The sequence below is a fragment of the Bradyrhizobium sp. genome (assembly GCF_035652035.1).
GTDB lineage: Bacteria > Pseudomonadota > Alphaproteobacteria > Rhizobiales > Xanthobacteraceae > Bradyrhizobium.
In genome coordinates this window covers 17,756-31,365 of sequence record NZ_DASREO010000069.1, presented here as the reverse complement: position 1 = coordinate 31,365, position 13,610 = coordinate 17,756, and the positions used below count along the sequence as shown (strand labels likewise).

The window sequence follows — 13,610 nt, the reverse complement described above, 5'->3', positions numbered from 1 at the left end:
ATTCACTTCGGTGGGGCCGCGAATGCTTAAGGCGAATGTCAAATCCAAGCCACATCAGAAAACCGATATTTGCTAGTGTCCCTTTGGTTCTGACATTCGCAAAGAGTGAGCCGCAACATGATGCGAATGTCAGAACCGGGACACTAGTATATGGCAAACGGAAGTTCGCCGTTGCGCGATACCTGGTGGGACAAGGCCGAGCGGTTTCTGATCGGTCTGCTCGGCCTTGCCGCGATGATCGTCGGGCTGGTGCAGGTCGTCGGGCGTTACGTCGCGCCGCGCTACGCGATTTCCTGGGCAGAAGAAGTCATCGTCTATCTCGTCGTCTGGGGCATCATGCTGGCGGCCTCGCAACTCGTGCGCACCGACAGCCATGTGCGGCCTGATCTGGTGCTTCGCGCCGTCTCGCCGCGTGTGCAGCGCTGGATGGAAGTGGCCAATTGCATCGTCGCGCTCGCGTTTTGCATCGGCCTTGCCTGGTATGGCTGGAGCATCGTCGAGACCTCCTGGATGCTGGATGAGCGCTCGTCCTCCGACGTGCAGTTTCCGATGTGGCTCTATTCGGCCGCAGTGCCATCAGGTGCGCTGTTGATGTCGGGCCGTTACGTGATCCGGCTCTATCGCTATCTCTTCGCCTTTGATCCTGCGACCATGACGGTCGGCCATATTCCCGAACACGAGCGCGGCGCTGGCGGCGCGACTCTTATGCTGCCGGACTAGCCCATGATGGTGATCCTGTTCCTGGTGCTGTTTTTCGGCCTGCTCGCCGCGGGCATGCCGATCTTCCTCGTGCTCGGGCTTTGCGCGGCCATTCTTTATATTGCGTCCGGCGAGCCGCTGATCGGCGTCGCGCAGGTCATCATCGATCACCTCAATTCGCCGACATTGATGTCGCTACCGCTGTTCGTGATGGCGGCGACCTTCATGCGCCATGGCGGCGTTGCCAAAGCGCTGGTCGATCTGTCGGCGGCCTGGCTCGGCGGTATCAGGGGTTCGCTCGGGCTTGTCACGGTCGTCGCGTGCACGCTGTTTGCGGCGATCTCGGGCTCGTCGGTCGCGACGGCCTTGGCCATGGGCACGATCCTGCTGCCGGCCATGATCGAAAAAGGCTATCCGCGCAGCTTTGCATTAGGGGTGGTCGGCGCGTCCGGCACGATCGGCATCGTCATTCCGCCGTCGCTTGCGCTGATTTTGTACGGCATCGTCGCCGAACAATCCGTGCCGCGGTTGTTTCTCGCCGGCGTGTTGCCGGGCCTGTTGCAGGCCGCCGTGTTCTTCGCCTGGGTCTGGTACGACGCGCGGCGGCGAAAGTTTCCGGTCGAGCCGACGTTGCCGATAGCCGAACGCTTTCGCGTGACAGCGCGGGCGATCCCGGCGCTGATCGTGCCGGCGATCGTGCTGGTCGGCATTTACGGCGGCGTCGTCACGGTGACCGAAGCCGCCGCCATTGCCGCCGTTGTATCGTTGCTGGTGAGCCTGATCTACTATCAAGGCTTCCATTGGTCGGAGACGCTATGGGTGGTAGCTGACGCGCTGAAAAGCGCTGGCGCGATCATGCTGATCGTCGCCACGGCCTTGGCGTTCGGTCACTGGATGACGGCCTCAGGCGTTCCGGCCGAACTCGTCAAATGGGTGCTGGCGCAGCACATGGCACCCTGGCAGTTCCTGCTCGCGATCAACGTGCTGCTGCTGGTGCTCGGCTGTTTCCTCGAGGTGATCGCGACGCTGCTGTTGGTGCTGCCGATTCTCGCGCCGGTGTTGCCCGCGCTCGGCGTCGATCCTGTGCACTTCTCGATCATCTTCACCCACAACATGGAGATCGCGCTGGTTCACCCGCCTGTCGGGTTGAACCTGTTCGTGCTGTCGACGATCTCGCATGCGCCGATCGGCGAGGTCGTGCGCGGCGTGCTGCCGTTTTTGCTGTTGCTGCTGACGGTGCTGATGATCATCACCTATGTGCCGGCGCTCACGATGTGGCTGCCGCACCTGGTCTACGGGAATTAGAGGCTTGCGTCGTCGGGCAAATCACTTCTAGAAGCCTCGCGCCGTTTATCTGAGAAGAGCACGACTGAGTATTTTCGTCATTGCGAGCGACAGCGAAGCAATCCAGTTCTTTTTAGTCTGGATTACTTCGTCGCTTGCGCTCCTCGCAATGATGTTGCCGCCTTGCTCACGCCACCTCGCGCGCGTTACCGGCCTCGGGTTCGGCGCCCTGCGTTGAGCTCTGCGCCATCTCCTTGGCGAGCGCGGTGGCCGCGACATAGTCGGTCTTGCCGGAGCCGAGCAGCGGCACCTTGTCGACGACGCGAATGTCGGCGGGCACGGCAAGTTCAGGCGCGCCCGACGCCTTGGCCTGGCGCTGCACCGCGGCGCGGTCGGCGTCCCTTTGCGTCGTCAGCAGCACGATGCGCTCGCCCTTGCGCTGATCGGGGATCGACACGGCGACCGACGTCGCCTGCGGCCACAGCGCGCTCGCCATGGATTCGACGACCGACAGCGAGACCATTTCGCCGGCGATCTTTGCAAAGCGCTTGGCGCGGCCCTTGATGGTGATGAAGCCGCCGGCATCGATCGCAACAATGTCGCCGGTGTCGTGCCAGCCTTCCGGCAGCGGCTCGAGCACGCCCGGATTTTCGGCGCGGAGATAGCCGAGCATCACGTTCGGGCCGCGCACCGACAGCCGCCCGCCGTCCTCGATGCCCGGGACGGGATCGAGGCGCGCTTCCATCAGCGGCGAGAGACGCCCCACAGTGCCGGGACGGTTCGCCATCGGCGTATTCATCGCCAGCACCGGCGCGGTTTCGGTCACGCCGTAGCCTTCGAGAATGCGGATGCCGTAACGCTCCATGTAGATCTGCCGCGTGCGGTCCTTCACCGCTTCCGCGCCGGCGAGCACCAGCCGCAGCGTGCGGAAGTCGTAAGCGTGCGCGGAGCGCGCGTAGCCGGCGAGGAAGGTGTCGGTGCCGAACAGGATCGTGGCGCCGGTCTGGTAGATCAGCTCCGGCACGATTCGGTAATGCAGCGGTGTCGGATACATGAAGATCGGAATGCCGGCGAGCAGCGGCATCATCATGCCGCCCGTCAATCCAAACGAATGGAACACCGGCAGCACATTGAACACCCTATCGTTGCCGTTGGCATCGACGCGCGCCAGCGCCTGCGCCGCGTTGGCGAGAATGTTGCGGTGTGACAGCACGACGCCCTTGGGCGTGCCTTCCGAGCCCGATGTGAACAGCACAACGGCGGGATCGTTGGCCTCGCGCGACACGCGTGGTGCAACGCCTGCCAAAAGGCCCGCCACCTTGTCGGCAACGCCGATCTGGGCGCGGATGTCTTCGAGATAGACGACCTTTGCATCGCTTTCGATCGCGGCAATGAGTTTGTCGAGCTTGCCTTTCTCGATGAAGGACTTCGAGGTCAGAACGGTCTTGACCTGCGCGGCCTTCATCGCCGACTGCACGTTGGTCGGGCCGGCGGAGAAGTTCAGCATCGCCGGGACACGGCCGACGGTCTGCAGCGCCATGAAGACGACGGCGACGCCGGCCGAGTTCGGCAACAGCACGCCGACGTTCTCGCCGACCGTTGTGCCTTGCTCGAGCTTGCGGCTCAAAACCTGCGCGCCAAGAATCAGCTTGCGGTAAGTCAAACTGGTGCCGAGCGCGTCCTGAAGGACGGGCTTGCCGGTGTCGCGATCGCGCCAGGCGTGGGCAAGGCCCTGGAACAGGGTCTGATCCAGCATCGAGTTCTTGACCATGGCGTCGATCATGACGTCCTGCAACGCGCTGCCTGCCGCATTGCGGCGCGCCTTGCCTTTCAGCGCAGGGTCGATCTCGAGCTTTATCGGCGGCAGGATCGAGATCGTCACCTTGGGGAACCAGTTACGCTTGATCTCGCCGTTCTTGAGATAGCTGAGAGGCGAGCGCTGCGCGCCCTCGATGCGCACCGGCACTACGACCGCATCGGCCTTGTCGGCGATCATGGCGGTGCCGTCATAGACCTTCATGAGCGAGCCCGAGACGGTGATGCGCCCTTCCGGGAAGATCACGACCGGCTCGCCGGCCGCGACCAGCTTGATCAAGTCGCGCGCGGCAAGTGGCTTGGACGGATCCATGGTGTAGTGACGGATCTGCCGCAGGAACGGCTTAGCCCACCAGGCTTTCGCAATACCGGTATCGACCGCGAAGCTCGCATCGATTGGCAAGACGGCGTGCAACAGCGGGCCGTCGATCAGGCTGACATGGTTGGGCGCAATCAGCGTGCGCGTGCCGGGCGAGGGGAGGTTTTCAAGCCCTCTCACCTCGACCCGAAAGGTCGCGCGGAACAGCAGCGCGCCGAAATCGCGCACGCCTTCCTTGCCCCATTTGCTGAGCACAAAGTAAATCGAGCCGAACGAGGCCATCGCAAGACCGAAGAAGATCCAGGCGATCGAGAGACCACGCGCCTGGAGAGCTGCGACGAACAGCGAGCCGACCACCATGAAGCCGGCTTGCAGGATATTGCCTGCAGCGATGACGCGCGCGCGTTCGGAAGGCGCCGACCAGGCCTGCACGGCGGCAAAGGACGGCACGACGAACAGGCCGCCGCCAAAGGCGAAGATCGCGAAATCAGCGATCAGGCGCAGACCGGCGAACGAAGAGATGAACGCCGCCGGCGTGATGCCGGATCCGGTCGTGGCGTGGCCGATTGCCCAGGCGAGGTCGAGGCCGGTGATGCCCATGACGATCGCGCCGATCGGCACCAGCGCCAGATTCGGGCGCACATGAGACAGTTGCGCGGCAAACAGCGAACCGACCGCAATGCCAATGGCAAAGATCGCAAGGCACAGCGTCACCACCGCTTCGGTGCCGCCGACGATATCCTTGATCAGAGCGGGCAACAGCGACAGCACGACCGCGCCGGCGAGCCAGAACCACGACACGATCAGCATGCCATCCCAGAGCCGCGGTTCGGCATAGAGCGATTTCAGAAGGCGGATGGTCGAGGTCCAGGGATTGGTCGTGATGGCAAGATCATTCGCCGACGGCGTCGTGTGCGGGATGCGCGAGGCGAATGCCCACGACAGCAGCGCGAGCAGCATGATGGCCGAGGTGACCCAACCCATATGGCTCGAACCGGAGACGAGCAGGCCGCCGGCGATGGTGCCGATCAGGATCGCCATGAAGGTCGCGCCTTCGACCAGCGCGTTGCCGGTCGCAAGCTCGCCGACCGACAACTGGTCCGGCAGCATCGCGTATTTCACCGGGCCGAACAGCGCCGCGCAGACTCCGAACAAGCCCAGCGCGACGAACAACAGCGGTATCGAATGCAGGAAAAATCCGGCGGAGGCAAATGCCGCGGCGAAGATTTCCGCGAACTTGATCCGCCGCGCCACGACGCCCTTGATGTATTTGTCGGCGAGTTCACCGCCGAGACCGGAAAGAATGAAGAAGGGAAAGATGAAGACGGCGCCGGCGACCGTGACCAGCGCATCGCCGTGTCCGGTCGTTGCACCATAGAGCAGCATGATGACAAGCGCGTTCTTCAGAACGTTGTCGTTGAGCGCGGCGCAGAACTGGGCCCAGAACAGCGGCGCAAAGCGGCGCGACGACATCAGATCCTTGATCATAGGCGCTTCCTGTTGTGGCAGTGAAATTGTAGCACGAAGGCTTTTGGGAGACGAATGAAGTATCGGGTGAAGGTATGACGGTTTGACGGGGTTTCAGGTTCGGTCGGAGTTCAGCAATTTCTCGGTCCTCGCTTCCTCGATCCGGTTGATCATCCGATTGCCCTCGTGAAGATCGCGAAGTGTCTTGGCGAGCGTAAAGCAGGACTGGACCACCATGCCCATGCCCATGGCGAAATAGGCCCGAATCCACCAGTCGAGCGGAAGCGCGAAAACGCCGCCACCAACCATCAGGACAGATGTCGCGAAGGATATGTATGAAAAGTTGACCCAGGCGCTGGTCGGTCGATCAAGTTGGGTGAGATGCTGTGACATGGTAGGTCCTTTGTTAAAGATTGGAGTGGGATTCGATCAGTTGCGAAACTTCGCATCCGGCCTCGGCACGAAGCCTTGCCAGGACGTCGCGCGCGCGAACGTGCGTCGCCTCGCCGAAGCCGGCATCGGCGAGGTGTTCGATCAGTTGCCCGGCCGGCGGCGCCAATTCCTGCCGCACGGCACGGGCGTCGTGATTGTCGGCTTCGACCTTGGCCAGCGCGGCTTCCGCCTCGCTGAAGCGATCGAGACCACTTTCGGACGCATGCGTCGTGGCGGCGAGCGCGTTGCCGATGCGGGCGAGCCGGCGTCCGCGGTCGAGCTCCGACAGCCGGTGCCGCTGCGCTTCGACTTCGCGGCGGGCCAATGCGATCTCGGCCGCAAAACGTTGCGAAGCCCGCTCCGAGGCGGTGATGTCGGAAATCATTGCCGCGATGGCTTCGGCAGCCTGCGTGGCAAGATCGTCGCGGCCGGCGCGTAGCGCAGCGATCGCTCGCTGCTCGAGGTCGTCCTTCTTCGCGACCAAGGCCTGACGGCGGCTCGCTTCCCGCGCCTCCTCCGCCATCGCGACCGCGAGTGCGCGGCGAGCAAGGGCGTGGGCGTGATGGGCGGCCGTGATCGAGCGTTCCAGGTTCGCCATTGGCGAGGACGCGGGAGGCTGCAGGCCGTTCAATACGTCAAACAAGCGGGTGAGAAATTCGCGCATTTGCCTCAACTCACGTCAAATGGTTCAGGGAGCGGAAGGGAAACAGGCACCAGCGGTGCGACGTGTTCTGCGACGATGCCGGTGCGTGCCGCCTGGTGTGGAGTTTGCTGAGGCTCGCCGTGGCGTGGCGATCGGACAAGACGCCGGCGACGTCGCAGGCAGCCGCGATCCGATCGATCGGGGCCGTCACGGTCCGGACCATCCGCGCGATCGGGGCCGTGACGATATGGACGAGGATTTTGCCGAAGCCGGCCGCCAGCGCATGCGCGTCGCCGACAAAGGTCAGGGCCAGATTCTCTACAAGGACCATTTGCATCTTTGGGCTCTCCGGGTTAATTTGAACATCGTTCAAGTATGGATAGATCGAAAATGAACAATGTTCAAGTAGAATCTTTGCGCGATGCAAAAAAAAGTCGGAGGCGGGTCCTGATGCTGGACACCGCCCGGCGGATCATCGCTACTAAGGGATTGATTTTCCTTAAGGTTCGGGATGTGGCCGAGGCCGCCGAGTGCTCGATCGGCAGCGTCTATAATGAGTTTGGGGACTTTGACGGCCTGATCCTGACCATCAACCGCGAGACCGTTTCCCGCCTCACCGAGAGGCTAGGGGCCGTCCCGAGCGCCGATGCGCGTGCCCAGCTGCATGGCCTGGCTCAAGGCTATCTCGAATTCGCGAGCCAGAACGCCAATCTGCTGAGGTCGTTGTTCGAGCACCGCATGGAGAACGACAAGCCTTTCCCCGAGGACATTCTCAATATGGTGATGGAGGCGTTCGCGCTGATGCACAAGCCGCTGGTGCGGCTGATGCCCGAGCGCGATCCGGCCGAGGTTGCGCTGATTGCGCGGACCTTGTTCTCGGCCGTGCATGGCATCATCTCGCTCGGGCTCGAAGAGCGGATGGTCGCGGTGCCGCCGGAAAAGCTGCGCCAGCAGCTGGCGCAATTCGTCGACGCGCAGCTTGCCGGATTGGGGGTGCGGGAGAAGCGTTAGGTTGCTTAAGCGCGGTCGGATTTCGTGCGGCTCTTGTTGAGCAGCAGATAGAGCGCGCGGGGGTTTGTCGTCAGATAGCGCCAGAACAGACGGCGCGGCTCGAGCCAGATGCGCCACACCCATTCGAGGCCGGCATCCTGCATCCAGCGCGGCGCGCGGCGGCGGCTGCCGGACAGGAAATTGAACAGCCCGCCTGATGTCTTGATGACACCGACCCGGGTCAGGCGCTGGGTGAATTCGGCGACAAAGGCCTGCTCGTAAGGCACGCCGAGCGCCACCCACAAATAATCTGGCGCCAGCCCGTTGATCTCATCGACCTTGGCCCGCAACGCGTCGCCGCGGAGATAGCCGTGGCAATGCCCGATGATCCGCAAGCGCGGATACATCGCGCGCACTTTGGCGACGGCGGCGGCGTTTTCAGCCTCATCCGCGCCGAACATATAGAAGGTGAGGCCTGCCGCTTCCGCCTTGCGGGCGACGACGTGAAACAGATCCGTTGTGGCGACCCGTTCGGGCAACGGCAGTGGCGATTTCAAACGCGACACCGCGACCAGCGGCTGACCGTCGGCATTGATGAGATCGGCTGAACGGAACAACTGGTCGGTCATCGGTTCAGTGGAGCAGCGCGCCAGCACTTCGCCGTTGGCGGATGTCAGATACAGCGGCCGGGCGAGTTGACGCTGCGGGAAAACCAGGTTGATCATGAAATCGGCGGTCTGCTCGAGATCGAGCACGGCGATGCGCAGACCTCCCAGCGTAATTCTGGGGATGCTCGCCGTAGCGGCCCGGCCGACCGGATTTGCGCGCCGCTCAAGCATATTGCCGGTTCCGATGCGGCGTGGCGGCAGCCGGTTGAAGCTCGTTGATGATCACGCCGACCAACTTGCGCTCGGCGCCGCTGAGTCCTGCGATGATATCGTCCATGCAGCCGTCGATATCGAAACTGGCCGACAGCATCGCGATCAGCCCGTCGGCGACATCGATCAACTTGCGGCCTTCCGCGCCGAAGGGTAGCGCCGGGCCGTCGACGATGACGAGATCGTAGTCGCCGCTGGCGCGCGCCTGCGCGATCGCCTTTCGAATGGCGTCGGTAGCGCCCGGACCGATGGCCGGCAAGACCTCGATGCCGTTCCTGGTCTTGATCGCACGCTCGGCCTTGCCGCCGATGCGGAGCCAGCTTCGCTTCGACTCGGCCTTATGTGCGCCTGCGAGCTTGTTCGAGAGCGCACGGCGTTCCGGGTCGGCGTCGATCATCAGCACCCTGGCGCCATCGCGGGCCGCGGCCAGCGCAACGTTCAAGGTGACGATGCTTCGATCCCGGCCCAGGCCCTGGCCGATCACCGCGAGCACGGGCGCGACATTCGCGGCCGAGCGCCGCGAGAGTGCCTCGCGCATGTCGCGCATCGCGTTGGAAAACGTCGTCTGCGGGACGCCGGCCCGCAAGGTCGGCCAGCCCAGCCGCGTCAGATCGGGGAAACCGCCGGTGGCGAGAATGCCGCCGAGCGTCCGGATGACATCGGATTCCTGCAACCGCGCGATGCCGGGCTTTTCTGCCGGAGGCGGCGGCCTCGTCTCGGCCGTCTTCGGCGGACGCGCCGGCGCCTCGGGGTCGGGCAGCGGGCGCGCTCGTTGCTCTGAAGCGGCCTCCGCGGATTCGGAGGACAACAGCTCCACGCCTGCAAACCAGCTCGCGGCGGCGAGGCCGCCAAGAACGAGGCCGATCGCCGCCATCAGGCTCATGCCCGGCGGGAAGGAGCGACGTTGCGGTACCGTGGCTTCGCCGATGATGCGCGCGTTCGAGGTGTTGAGGCTTTCCTGCTCCTCGGTTTCGCGCGACCTTTTGAGGAACGATTGATACACGTCGCGGCCCGCCTCGACGTCGCGTTCGAGTTCGCGAAGCCGCACCGAGGCCTGGCTGAGTTGCACGCTCTGACGCTTCTGCGCTTCCACGGCGCGGGTGAGCGAGGTTTCATAATCGCGGGCGCGGGCGAGATCGTTCTTCGCCGACTGGGCGAAGCGGTCGACTTCTTCGTTGATCGTCCGGTGCAAGTCCTCGACCTGCTTGCCCATCTGGCGGAGCGAGGGATGCAAGGGGCCGAGTTCGGCGGTCATCTCGGCGAGCTTCCTGCGCGCTTCGGCATATTGTGCACGCAGATTTCCAAGCGTCGGCGATTGCAGCGCCTCTGGAATGGCGCCGGCATCGCCTGCATTGCGGCGGCTGGCTTCGATCTGGTCGTACTTCGCCTGGGCGTCGAGCGTGGCGGCGCGCGCCGCCGCGAGCCGCTGATTGCCGGCGATCAGCTGCTGATCGGTAATCAGCGTATCCTGTGTGCCGACGAAATTGTTCTGCGCCTTGTAGATTGCAAGTGCGTTCTCGGCGGTGCGGAGCCGGTCCTGCAATTCCTTCAGCCGGCCCGACAGATCGCTGGTGGCGCGCCGCGCTGCGACGGCTTGCGAATTCTTGGCCTCGGCGAGATAGGCGTTGGAAATCGCGTTGGCGAGCATCGCCGCCTTCGCGGGATCGTAGGACCAGACGTCGATGTCGACGATGAAGGTGCGATCGGTTTTCTTGACGTTGACATGGCGAAGCAGGGCATCCAGCGCCGCCGTCTGGCCGAGCGCGGACGGAGCGGTTGAGCGCAGTTCCAGTCCGAATACGCCGAGCAGTTTCGCCAGAAGCCCGCCAGACGCCCCGCCGAATTCGGGATCCCTGTCGAGATGCGTGTCCTGGATCACCTGCATCAGGACGCTGTTGGACGTGATCAGGCGCGCCTGGCTTTCGACCACCATCGCGAGCCCTGATATATCCTGCGAGCGCGGCGTCAATTCGCGATCGACCAGTTGCAGTTCGCGCGGGTCGACATAGAGCTGCGCGGTCGCGAGATATTTCGGCGTCAGGCTTTTGCCGATCGCAACCGCCGCGCAGGCGCCAATCAGCCCCGCGAACACGATCGCCGTCTTGCGTCGCCAGAGCAACTCGACGAGCTGCAATACGCTGAGGCCGGCGGTCTTGCGCACAGGCTTCGGCCCGGCATCCGGCTTCGATCGCGCTATGGGTTGGTCATACGCCAGCATGAACCCCGGATTCCATTCGAACCGCCGAACACGTCGGCTGAGCGGTCACTTCTCGGGTCACGTCGAGCGATAAACAAACGCAACAAGAAAAATTAACCATACTCTTTGAAGGACTATTCACCGAATTAGCAAAGAAAGCGTTTAAGCGTCCAGCCGCTCGCGTCCTTTCGTTATCGGACCAAACGACGCGTTCGATGGTTAACGTTTTGTTATCGGTTTCGCAGGCGTGCGCGTTCATCGACCTCGCGCTCCGAATATCGCGCCGTAAACGGACGCTGCAGAGAACACGTAGAGCCCGAAATAGACGGCGTTGAGCCAAATTCCCCACGCGACGATGTTGTCGAAGTGAATCAGCAGGAGCGCGAGCGCCGCGGCTTTCATGCCGACCAGCACCGTCGCCAGAACGGCGCGGATCGTCATGTGCTGGTACACGAAGAAGAGCTCGGAGTGATATTCGAGCAGGTTCTTGAAAGCGGGCACCGCGAGCAGCACGCCGAACAATTGCGTTGCGACCGCGACGTTGTGGCCGAGCAAATCGGGCCAGATCGCGAGCGTCACCAAAAGGGTTGCCAGGCCCGCGGTCGAGATCAGTGCGATCAGCATTTCGACGCCGAGGCTGCGGCCGAGCTGGCTGCGGCGATAGCCTTCGATGATCAGCTTGCGTGAATACAGGACATAGAAACTGCGGATCGGCACCGAGGTGAAGTCGATGATGCGCGTCGAAATCGCATAGATGCCGACCGTGCGCTGATCCGCCAGCGCGAGCATCACGAGCTTGTCGATCTCATTCTGTGCGATCGAGGCGCAGTAGGCGACCGAGAACAGCAGCGCATCGCGCACGCGACCGAAGAATATCTCGCTTCGCCAACGCAATTTGACGCGCGGCTGATACACGGCGATCGCAAGCGCCATCGCCGCCAGATTGAACGCGAAATAGAAGCGGGCCCACGTCTCGACGTCGTGTTCGCCCGACAAGGCAAACGCGATCGCCCCCGCCGTTCGCAGCGCGGATCCGAACGAGATGGCGAGCGAGGCAGAGGCATAACGGCCGAGGCCGTTGTTGACCTGGTGGATCATTTCCACGATCCGCCAGAGGCCGGTTTCGACCAGGATGACGAGGATGAATGCCGTCAGGGACAGCGACGAGGTAAACAGGAAATAGAACACCGGCAGCGAGGCGGCGAGGCAGAGTGGCAACGCGAACAGCCAGCTTGCGTAGAAGACGGCGAGATAGCCGCCAAGCGTACGGCGCTTGCCGGCCGAAGCCCTGAATGCAAGGGAAGCAAAACCGAAACCCGAGAAGCATCCGATCATGATCCCGGTGGAAGAAGTCGAGGCGAATACGCCCATGTCGTGCAGCGACAGGGTGTTGGCCAATATGAAGAAGTAAACGGCCTGGAGACCAAGCCGCACGCCGGTCCCGGCAAAGACCTGGAGATAGTTTGCAAACTGCGCACGGAAGGTGCGCGCCAGCATCGCGAGCAAACGCGATGCCCGCGAGGCAACTGGTGTGTCCAGTTCTAGCGCATTCATTTGTTCAGACTTCATCTTGGTGTCCAAACAGCAAGATTAATGCCTGACAGTTCCGCTGTGTTGGCCGCGCTGGAATTCAGGTTAACGCGTGGGCGGTAACCATCGCGAACGTTCGCTGCCGCAACGCGTCGCACTGGACCGGATATTGCAGTACTCGTCCGCAAAGTCGTTTCGGACAGTTCTGCAGGCGTGGGCCTCAGGTGAAGTTATGTCGATAAAGGCGCATTCCCGGCGTCGTTTCCTCGCCGGCACAGCATCGGCCGCGGCGCTGGCCGTTTTCGGTACAGGCGAACTGTCCGGCATGTCCGCATTTGCGACACCGTCGAAGCCCTCGACCGGCGTGGAAAGCCTCATTCCGTACGGCGCCGCGGTGCGATCCGACGCGCTGGCCGCCGATCCATCCTATCGCGAAGCCGTGATCGCCAACTGCCAGATGGTGGTGCCGGAAAGCGAGCTCAAATGGCTCGAGTTGCGCCCGACGCCGGACGAGTACAGGTTCGAGAAAGCGGATGCGATCATCGATTTCGCGCGTCAGAACGGCATCGAGGTTCGCGGTCATACGCTCGCCTGGTACGGCGCATTGCCGAAATGGACCGAGCAGATCGCAACGCGCGCGGACGCCGAGCGCGAACTGACCGATCATATTGAAACGGTGGTCTCGCGCTACAAAGGCGCGATCCCGTCATGGGACGTGATCAACGAGCCGCTCGTCGATTGGCCCGAGAGCGCGGCCTCGCTTCGTCCCTCGATCTGGGCGCGGCGGCTGGGTGCGGACTATCTCAAGATTGCGCTGGAGACGACGGCCGCGGTCGATGCCGACGCGCGGCTTGTGCTCAACGAATACGATGTCGAGTTTTCGGGACCACGCTTCGCGGCGCGCCGAAAGGCGCTCATCGAGCTATTGCGATCGTTGCGCGATCGCGGCGTGCCGCTGCACGCCGTCGGACTTCAGGCGCATCTGTTCGCGGACCGCGCCGTTGATCGCGACGGCTTGCAATCGCTGCTGTCCGAGATCAAAGCCCTCAATCTCGACGTCTGGGTCACCGAGCTCGACGTCATCGACTACGAATTGCCCGGTAAAATCGGCGAGCGCGACGCGCTGGTGGCGCGTGTTGCAAGCCGGTTTCTGGAAACGGTCTGCGAGGTGGTCCGGCCGAAGGCCATCCTGACCTGGGGTCTCAGCGATCGATACACCTGGGTGCCAATTTATTTTAAACGCCGCGATGGTATGCCCAACCGGCCGCTGCCGCTCGACGCCGAGCTCAAGCGCAAGCCGCTGTTCGATGTCATCGAGGAATTCCGTCACAAGGTCTGATTGAGAATTGAAATTGC

11 protein-coding genes are annotated in these 13,610 nt (G+C 63.0%); 4 read left to right on the top strand and 7 right to left on the bottom strand.

Annotation, left to right across the window (positions count from 1 at the left end):
* Positions 1–150: 150 nt before the first annotated feature.
* Both VFB05_RS17575 and VFB05_RS17570 read left to right on the top strand, forming a co-directional pair.
* Positions 151–720 (top strand): TRAP transporter small permease, encoded by a 570-nt coding sequence (locus VFB05_RS17575; RefSeq protein ID WP_325014306.1) that lies wholly within the window; start codon positions 151–153, stop codon positions 718–720.
* Between the two features lie 3 nt (positions 721–723).
* A complete protein-coding gene (locus VFB05_RS17570) occupies positions 724–2,004 on the top strand; it encodes a TRAP transporter large permease (RefSeq protein ID WP_325014304.1) in 1,281 nt (426 codons plus the stop codon).
* A 166-nt stretch (positions 2,005–2,170) separates the two neighbouring features.
* Here the strand turns inward: VFB05_RS17570 and VFB05_RS17565 are convergent, their stop codons facing one another.
* The 4 genes from VFB05_RS17565 to VFB05_RS17550 form a co-directional block, all read right to left on the bottom strand.
* Positions 2,171–5,605 (bottom strand): acyl-[ACP]--phospholipid O-acyltransferase, encoded by a 3,435-nt coding sequence (locus VFB05_RS17565; protein WP_325014302.1) that lies wholly within the window; start codon positions 5,603–5,605, stop codon positions 2,171–2,173.
* A 93-nt stretch (positions 5,606–5,698) separates the two neighbouring features.
* The gene (locus VFB05_RS17560) at positions 5,699–5,977 is read right to left on the bottom strand and encodes a YiaA/YiaB family inner membrane protein (RefSeq protein ID WP_325014300.1); all 279 of its coding nucleotides are present in this window, start codon (positions 5,975–5,977) and stop codon (positions 5,699–5,701) included.
* Positions 5,978–5,990: 13 nt separating this feature from the next.
* Entirely contained in the window at positions 5,991–6,680 is a 690-nt protein-coding gene (locus VFB05_RS17555) for a PspA/IM30 family protein (RefSeq protein WP_325014298.1), read from the bottom strand.
* Positions 6,681–6,690: 10 nt separating this feature from the next.
* The gene (locus VFB05_RS17550) at positions 6,691–6,996 is read right to left on the bottom strand and encodes a hypothetical protein (protein WP_325014296.1); all 306 of its coding nucleotides are present in this window, start codon (positions 6,994–6,996) and stop codon (positions 6,691–6,693) included.
* 113 nt (positions 6,997–7,109) lie between these two features.
* On the opposite strand from VFB05_RS17550, the gene VFB05_RS17545 reads away from it, so the two are divergent.
* Complete coding sequence (locus VFB05_RS17545; protein ID WP_325014294.1) at positions 7,110–7,670, top strand: TetR/AcrR family transcriptional regulator; 561 nt, start codon at positions 7,110–7,112, stop codon at positions 7,668–7,670.
* A gap of 5 nt (positions 7,671–7,675) precedes the next feature.
* Here the strand turns inward: VFB05_RS17545 and VFB05_RS17540 are convergent, their stop codons facing one another.
* The 3 genes from VFB05_RS17540 to VFB05_RS17530 form a co-directional block, all read right to left on the bottom strand.
* Positions 7,676–8,488, bottom strand: a complete 813-nt coding sequence (locus VFB05_RS17540) for a WecB/TagA/CpsF family glycosyltransferase (protein WP_325014292.1) — start codon at positions 8,486–8,488, stop codon at positions 7,676–7,678.
* A complete protein-coding gene (locus VFB05_RS17535; protein WP_325014290.1) occupies positions 8,481–10,745 on the bottom strand; it encodes an exopolysaccharide transport family protein in 2,265 nt (754 codons plus the stop codon). The genes VFB05_RS17540 and VFB05_RS17535 overlap by 8 nt, the downstream gene beginning before the upstream one ends.
* A 234-nt stretch (positions 10,746–10,979) precedes the next feature.
* Positions 10,980–12,293 carry a hypothetical protein gene (locus VFB05_RS17530; protein WP_325014288.1) on the bottom strand — a complete coding sequence of 438 codons (1,314 nt, stop codon included), beginning with the start codon at positions 12,291–12,293 and terminating at the stop codon, positions 10,980–10,982.
* 193 nt (positions 12,294–12,486) lie between these two features.
* Here VFB05_RS17530 and VFB05_RS17525 point away from each other — a divergent pair, with 193 nt between their 5' ends.
* Positions 12,487–13,593 (top strand): endo-1,4-beta-xylanase, encoded by a 1,107-nt coding sequence (locus VFB05_RS17525; RefSeq protein ID WP_325014286.1) that lies wholly within the window; start codon positions 12,487–12,489, stop codon positions 13,591–13,593.
* The last annotated feature ends 17 nt before the right edge of the window (positions 13,594–13,610 follow it).

What these genes read in the sequence shown, in the direction of transcription:
- VFB05_RS17555 (WP_325014298.1), bottom strand. Translation starts at nt 6,680, where the DNA reads ATGCGCGAATTTCTCACCCGCTTGTTTGACGTATTGAACGGCCTGCAG.
- VFB05_RS17570 (WP_325014304.1), top strand. Translation starts at nt 724, where the DNA reads ATGATGGTGATCCTGTTCCTGGTGCTGTTTTTCGGCCTGCTCGCCGCG.
- VFB05_RS17525 (WP_325014286.1), top strand. Translation starts at nt 12,487, where the DNA reads ATGTCGATAAAGGCGCATTCCCGGCGTCGTTTCCTCGCCGGCACAGCA.
- VFB05_RS17545 (WP_325014294.1), top strand. Translation starts at nt 7,110, where the DNA reads ATGCTGGACACCGCCCGGCGGATCATCGCTACTAAGGGATTGATTTTC.
- VFB05_RS17530 (WP_325014288.1), bottom strand. Translation starts at nt 12,293, where the DNA reads ATGAAGTCTGAACAAATGAATGCGCTAGAACTGGACACACCAGTTGCC.
- VFB05_RS17535 (WP_325014290.1), bottom strand. Translation starts at nt 10,745, where the DNA reads ATGCTGGCGTATGACCAACCCATAGCGCGATCGAAGCCGGATGCCGGG.
- VFB05_RS17540 (WP_325014292.1), bottom strand. Translation starts at nt 8,488, where the DNA reads ATGCTTGAGCGGCGCGCAAATCCGGTCGGCCGGGCCGCTACGGCGAGC.
- VFB05_RS17565 (WP_325014302.1), bottom strand. Translation starts at nt 5,605, where the DNA reads ATGATCAAGGATCTGATGTCGTCGCGCCGCTTTGCGCCGCTGTTCTGG.
- VFB05_RS17550 (WP_325014296.1), bottom strand. Translation starts at nt 6,996, where the DNA reads ATGCAAATGGTCCTTGTAGAGAATCTGGCCCTGACCTTTGTCGGCGAC.
- VFB05_RS17560 (WP_325014300.1), bottom strand. Translation starts at nt 5,977, where the DNA reads ATGTCACAGCATCTCACCCAACTTGATCGACCGACCAGCGCCTGGGTC.
- VFB05_RS17575 (WP_325014306.1), top strand. Translation starts at nt 151, where the DNA reads ATGGCAAACGGAAGTTCGCCGTTGCGCGATACCTGGTGGGACAAGGCC.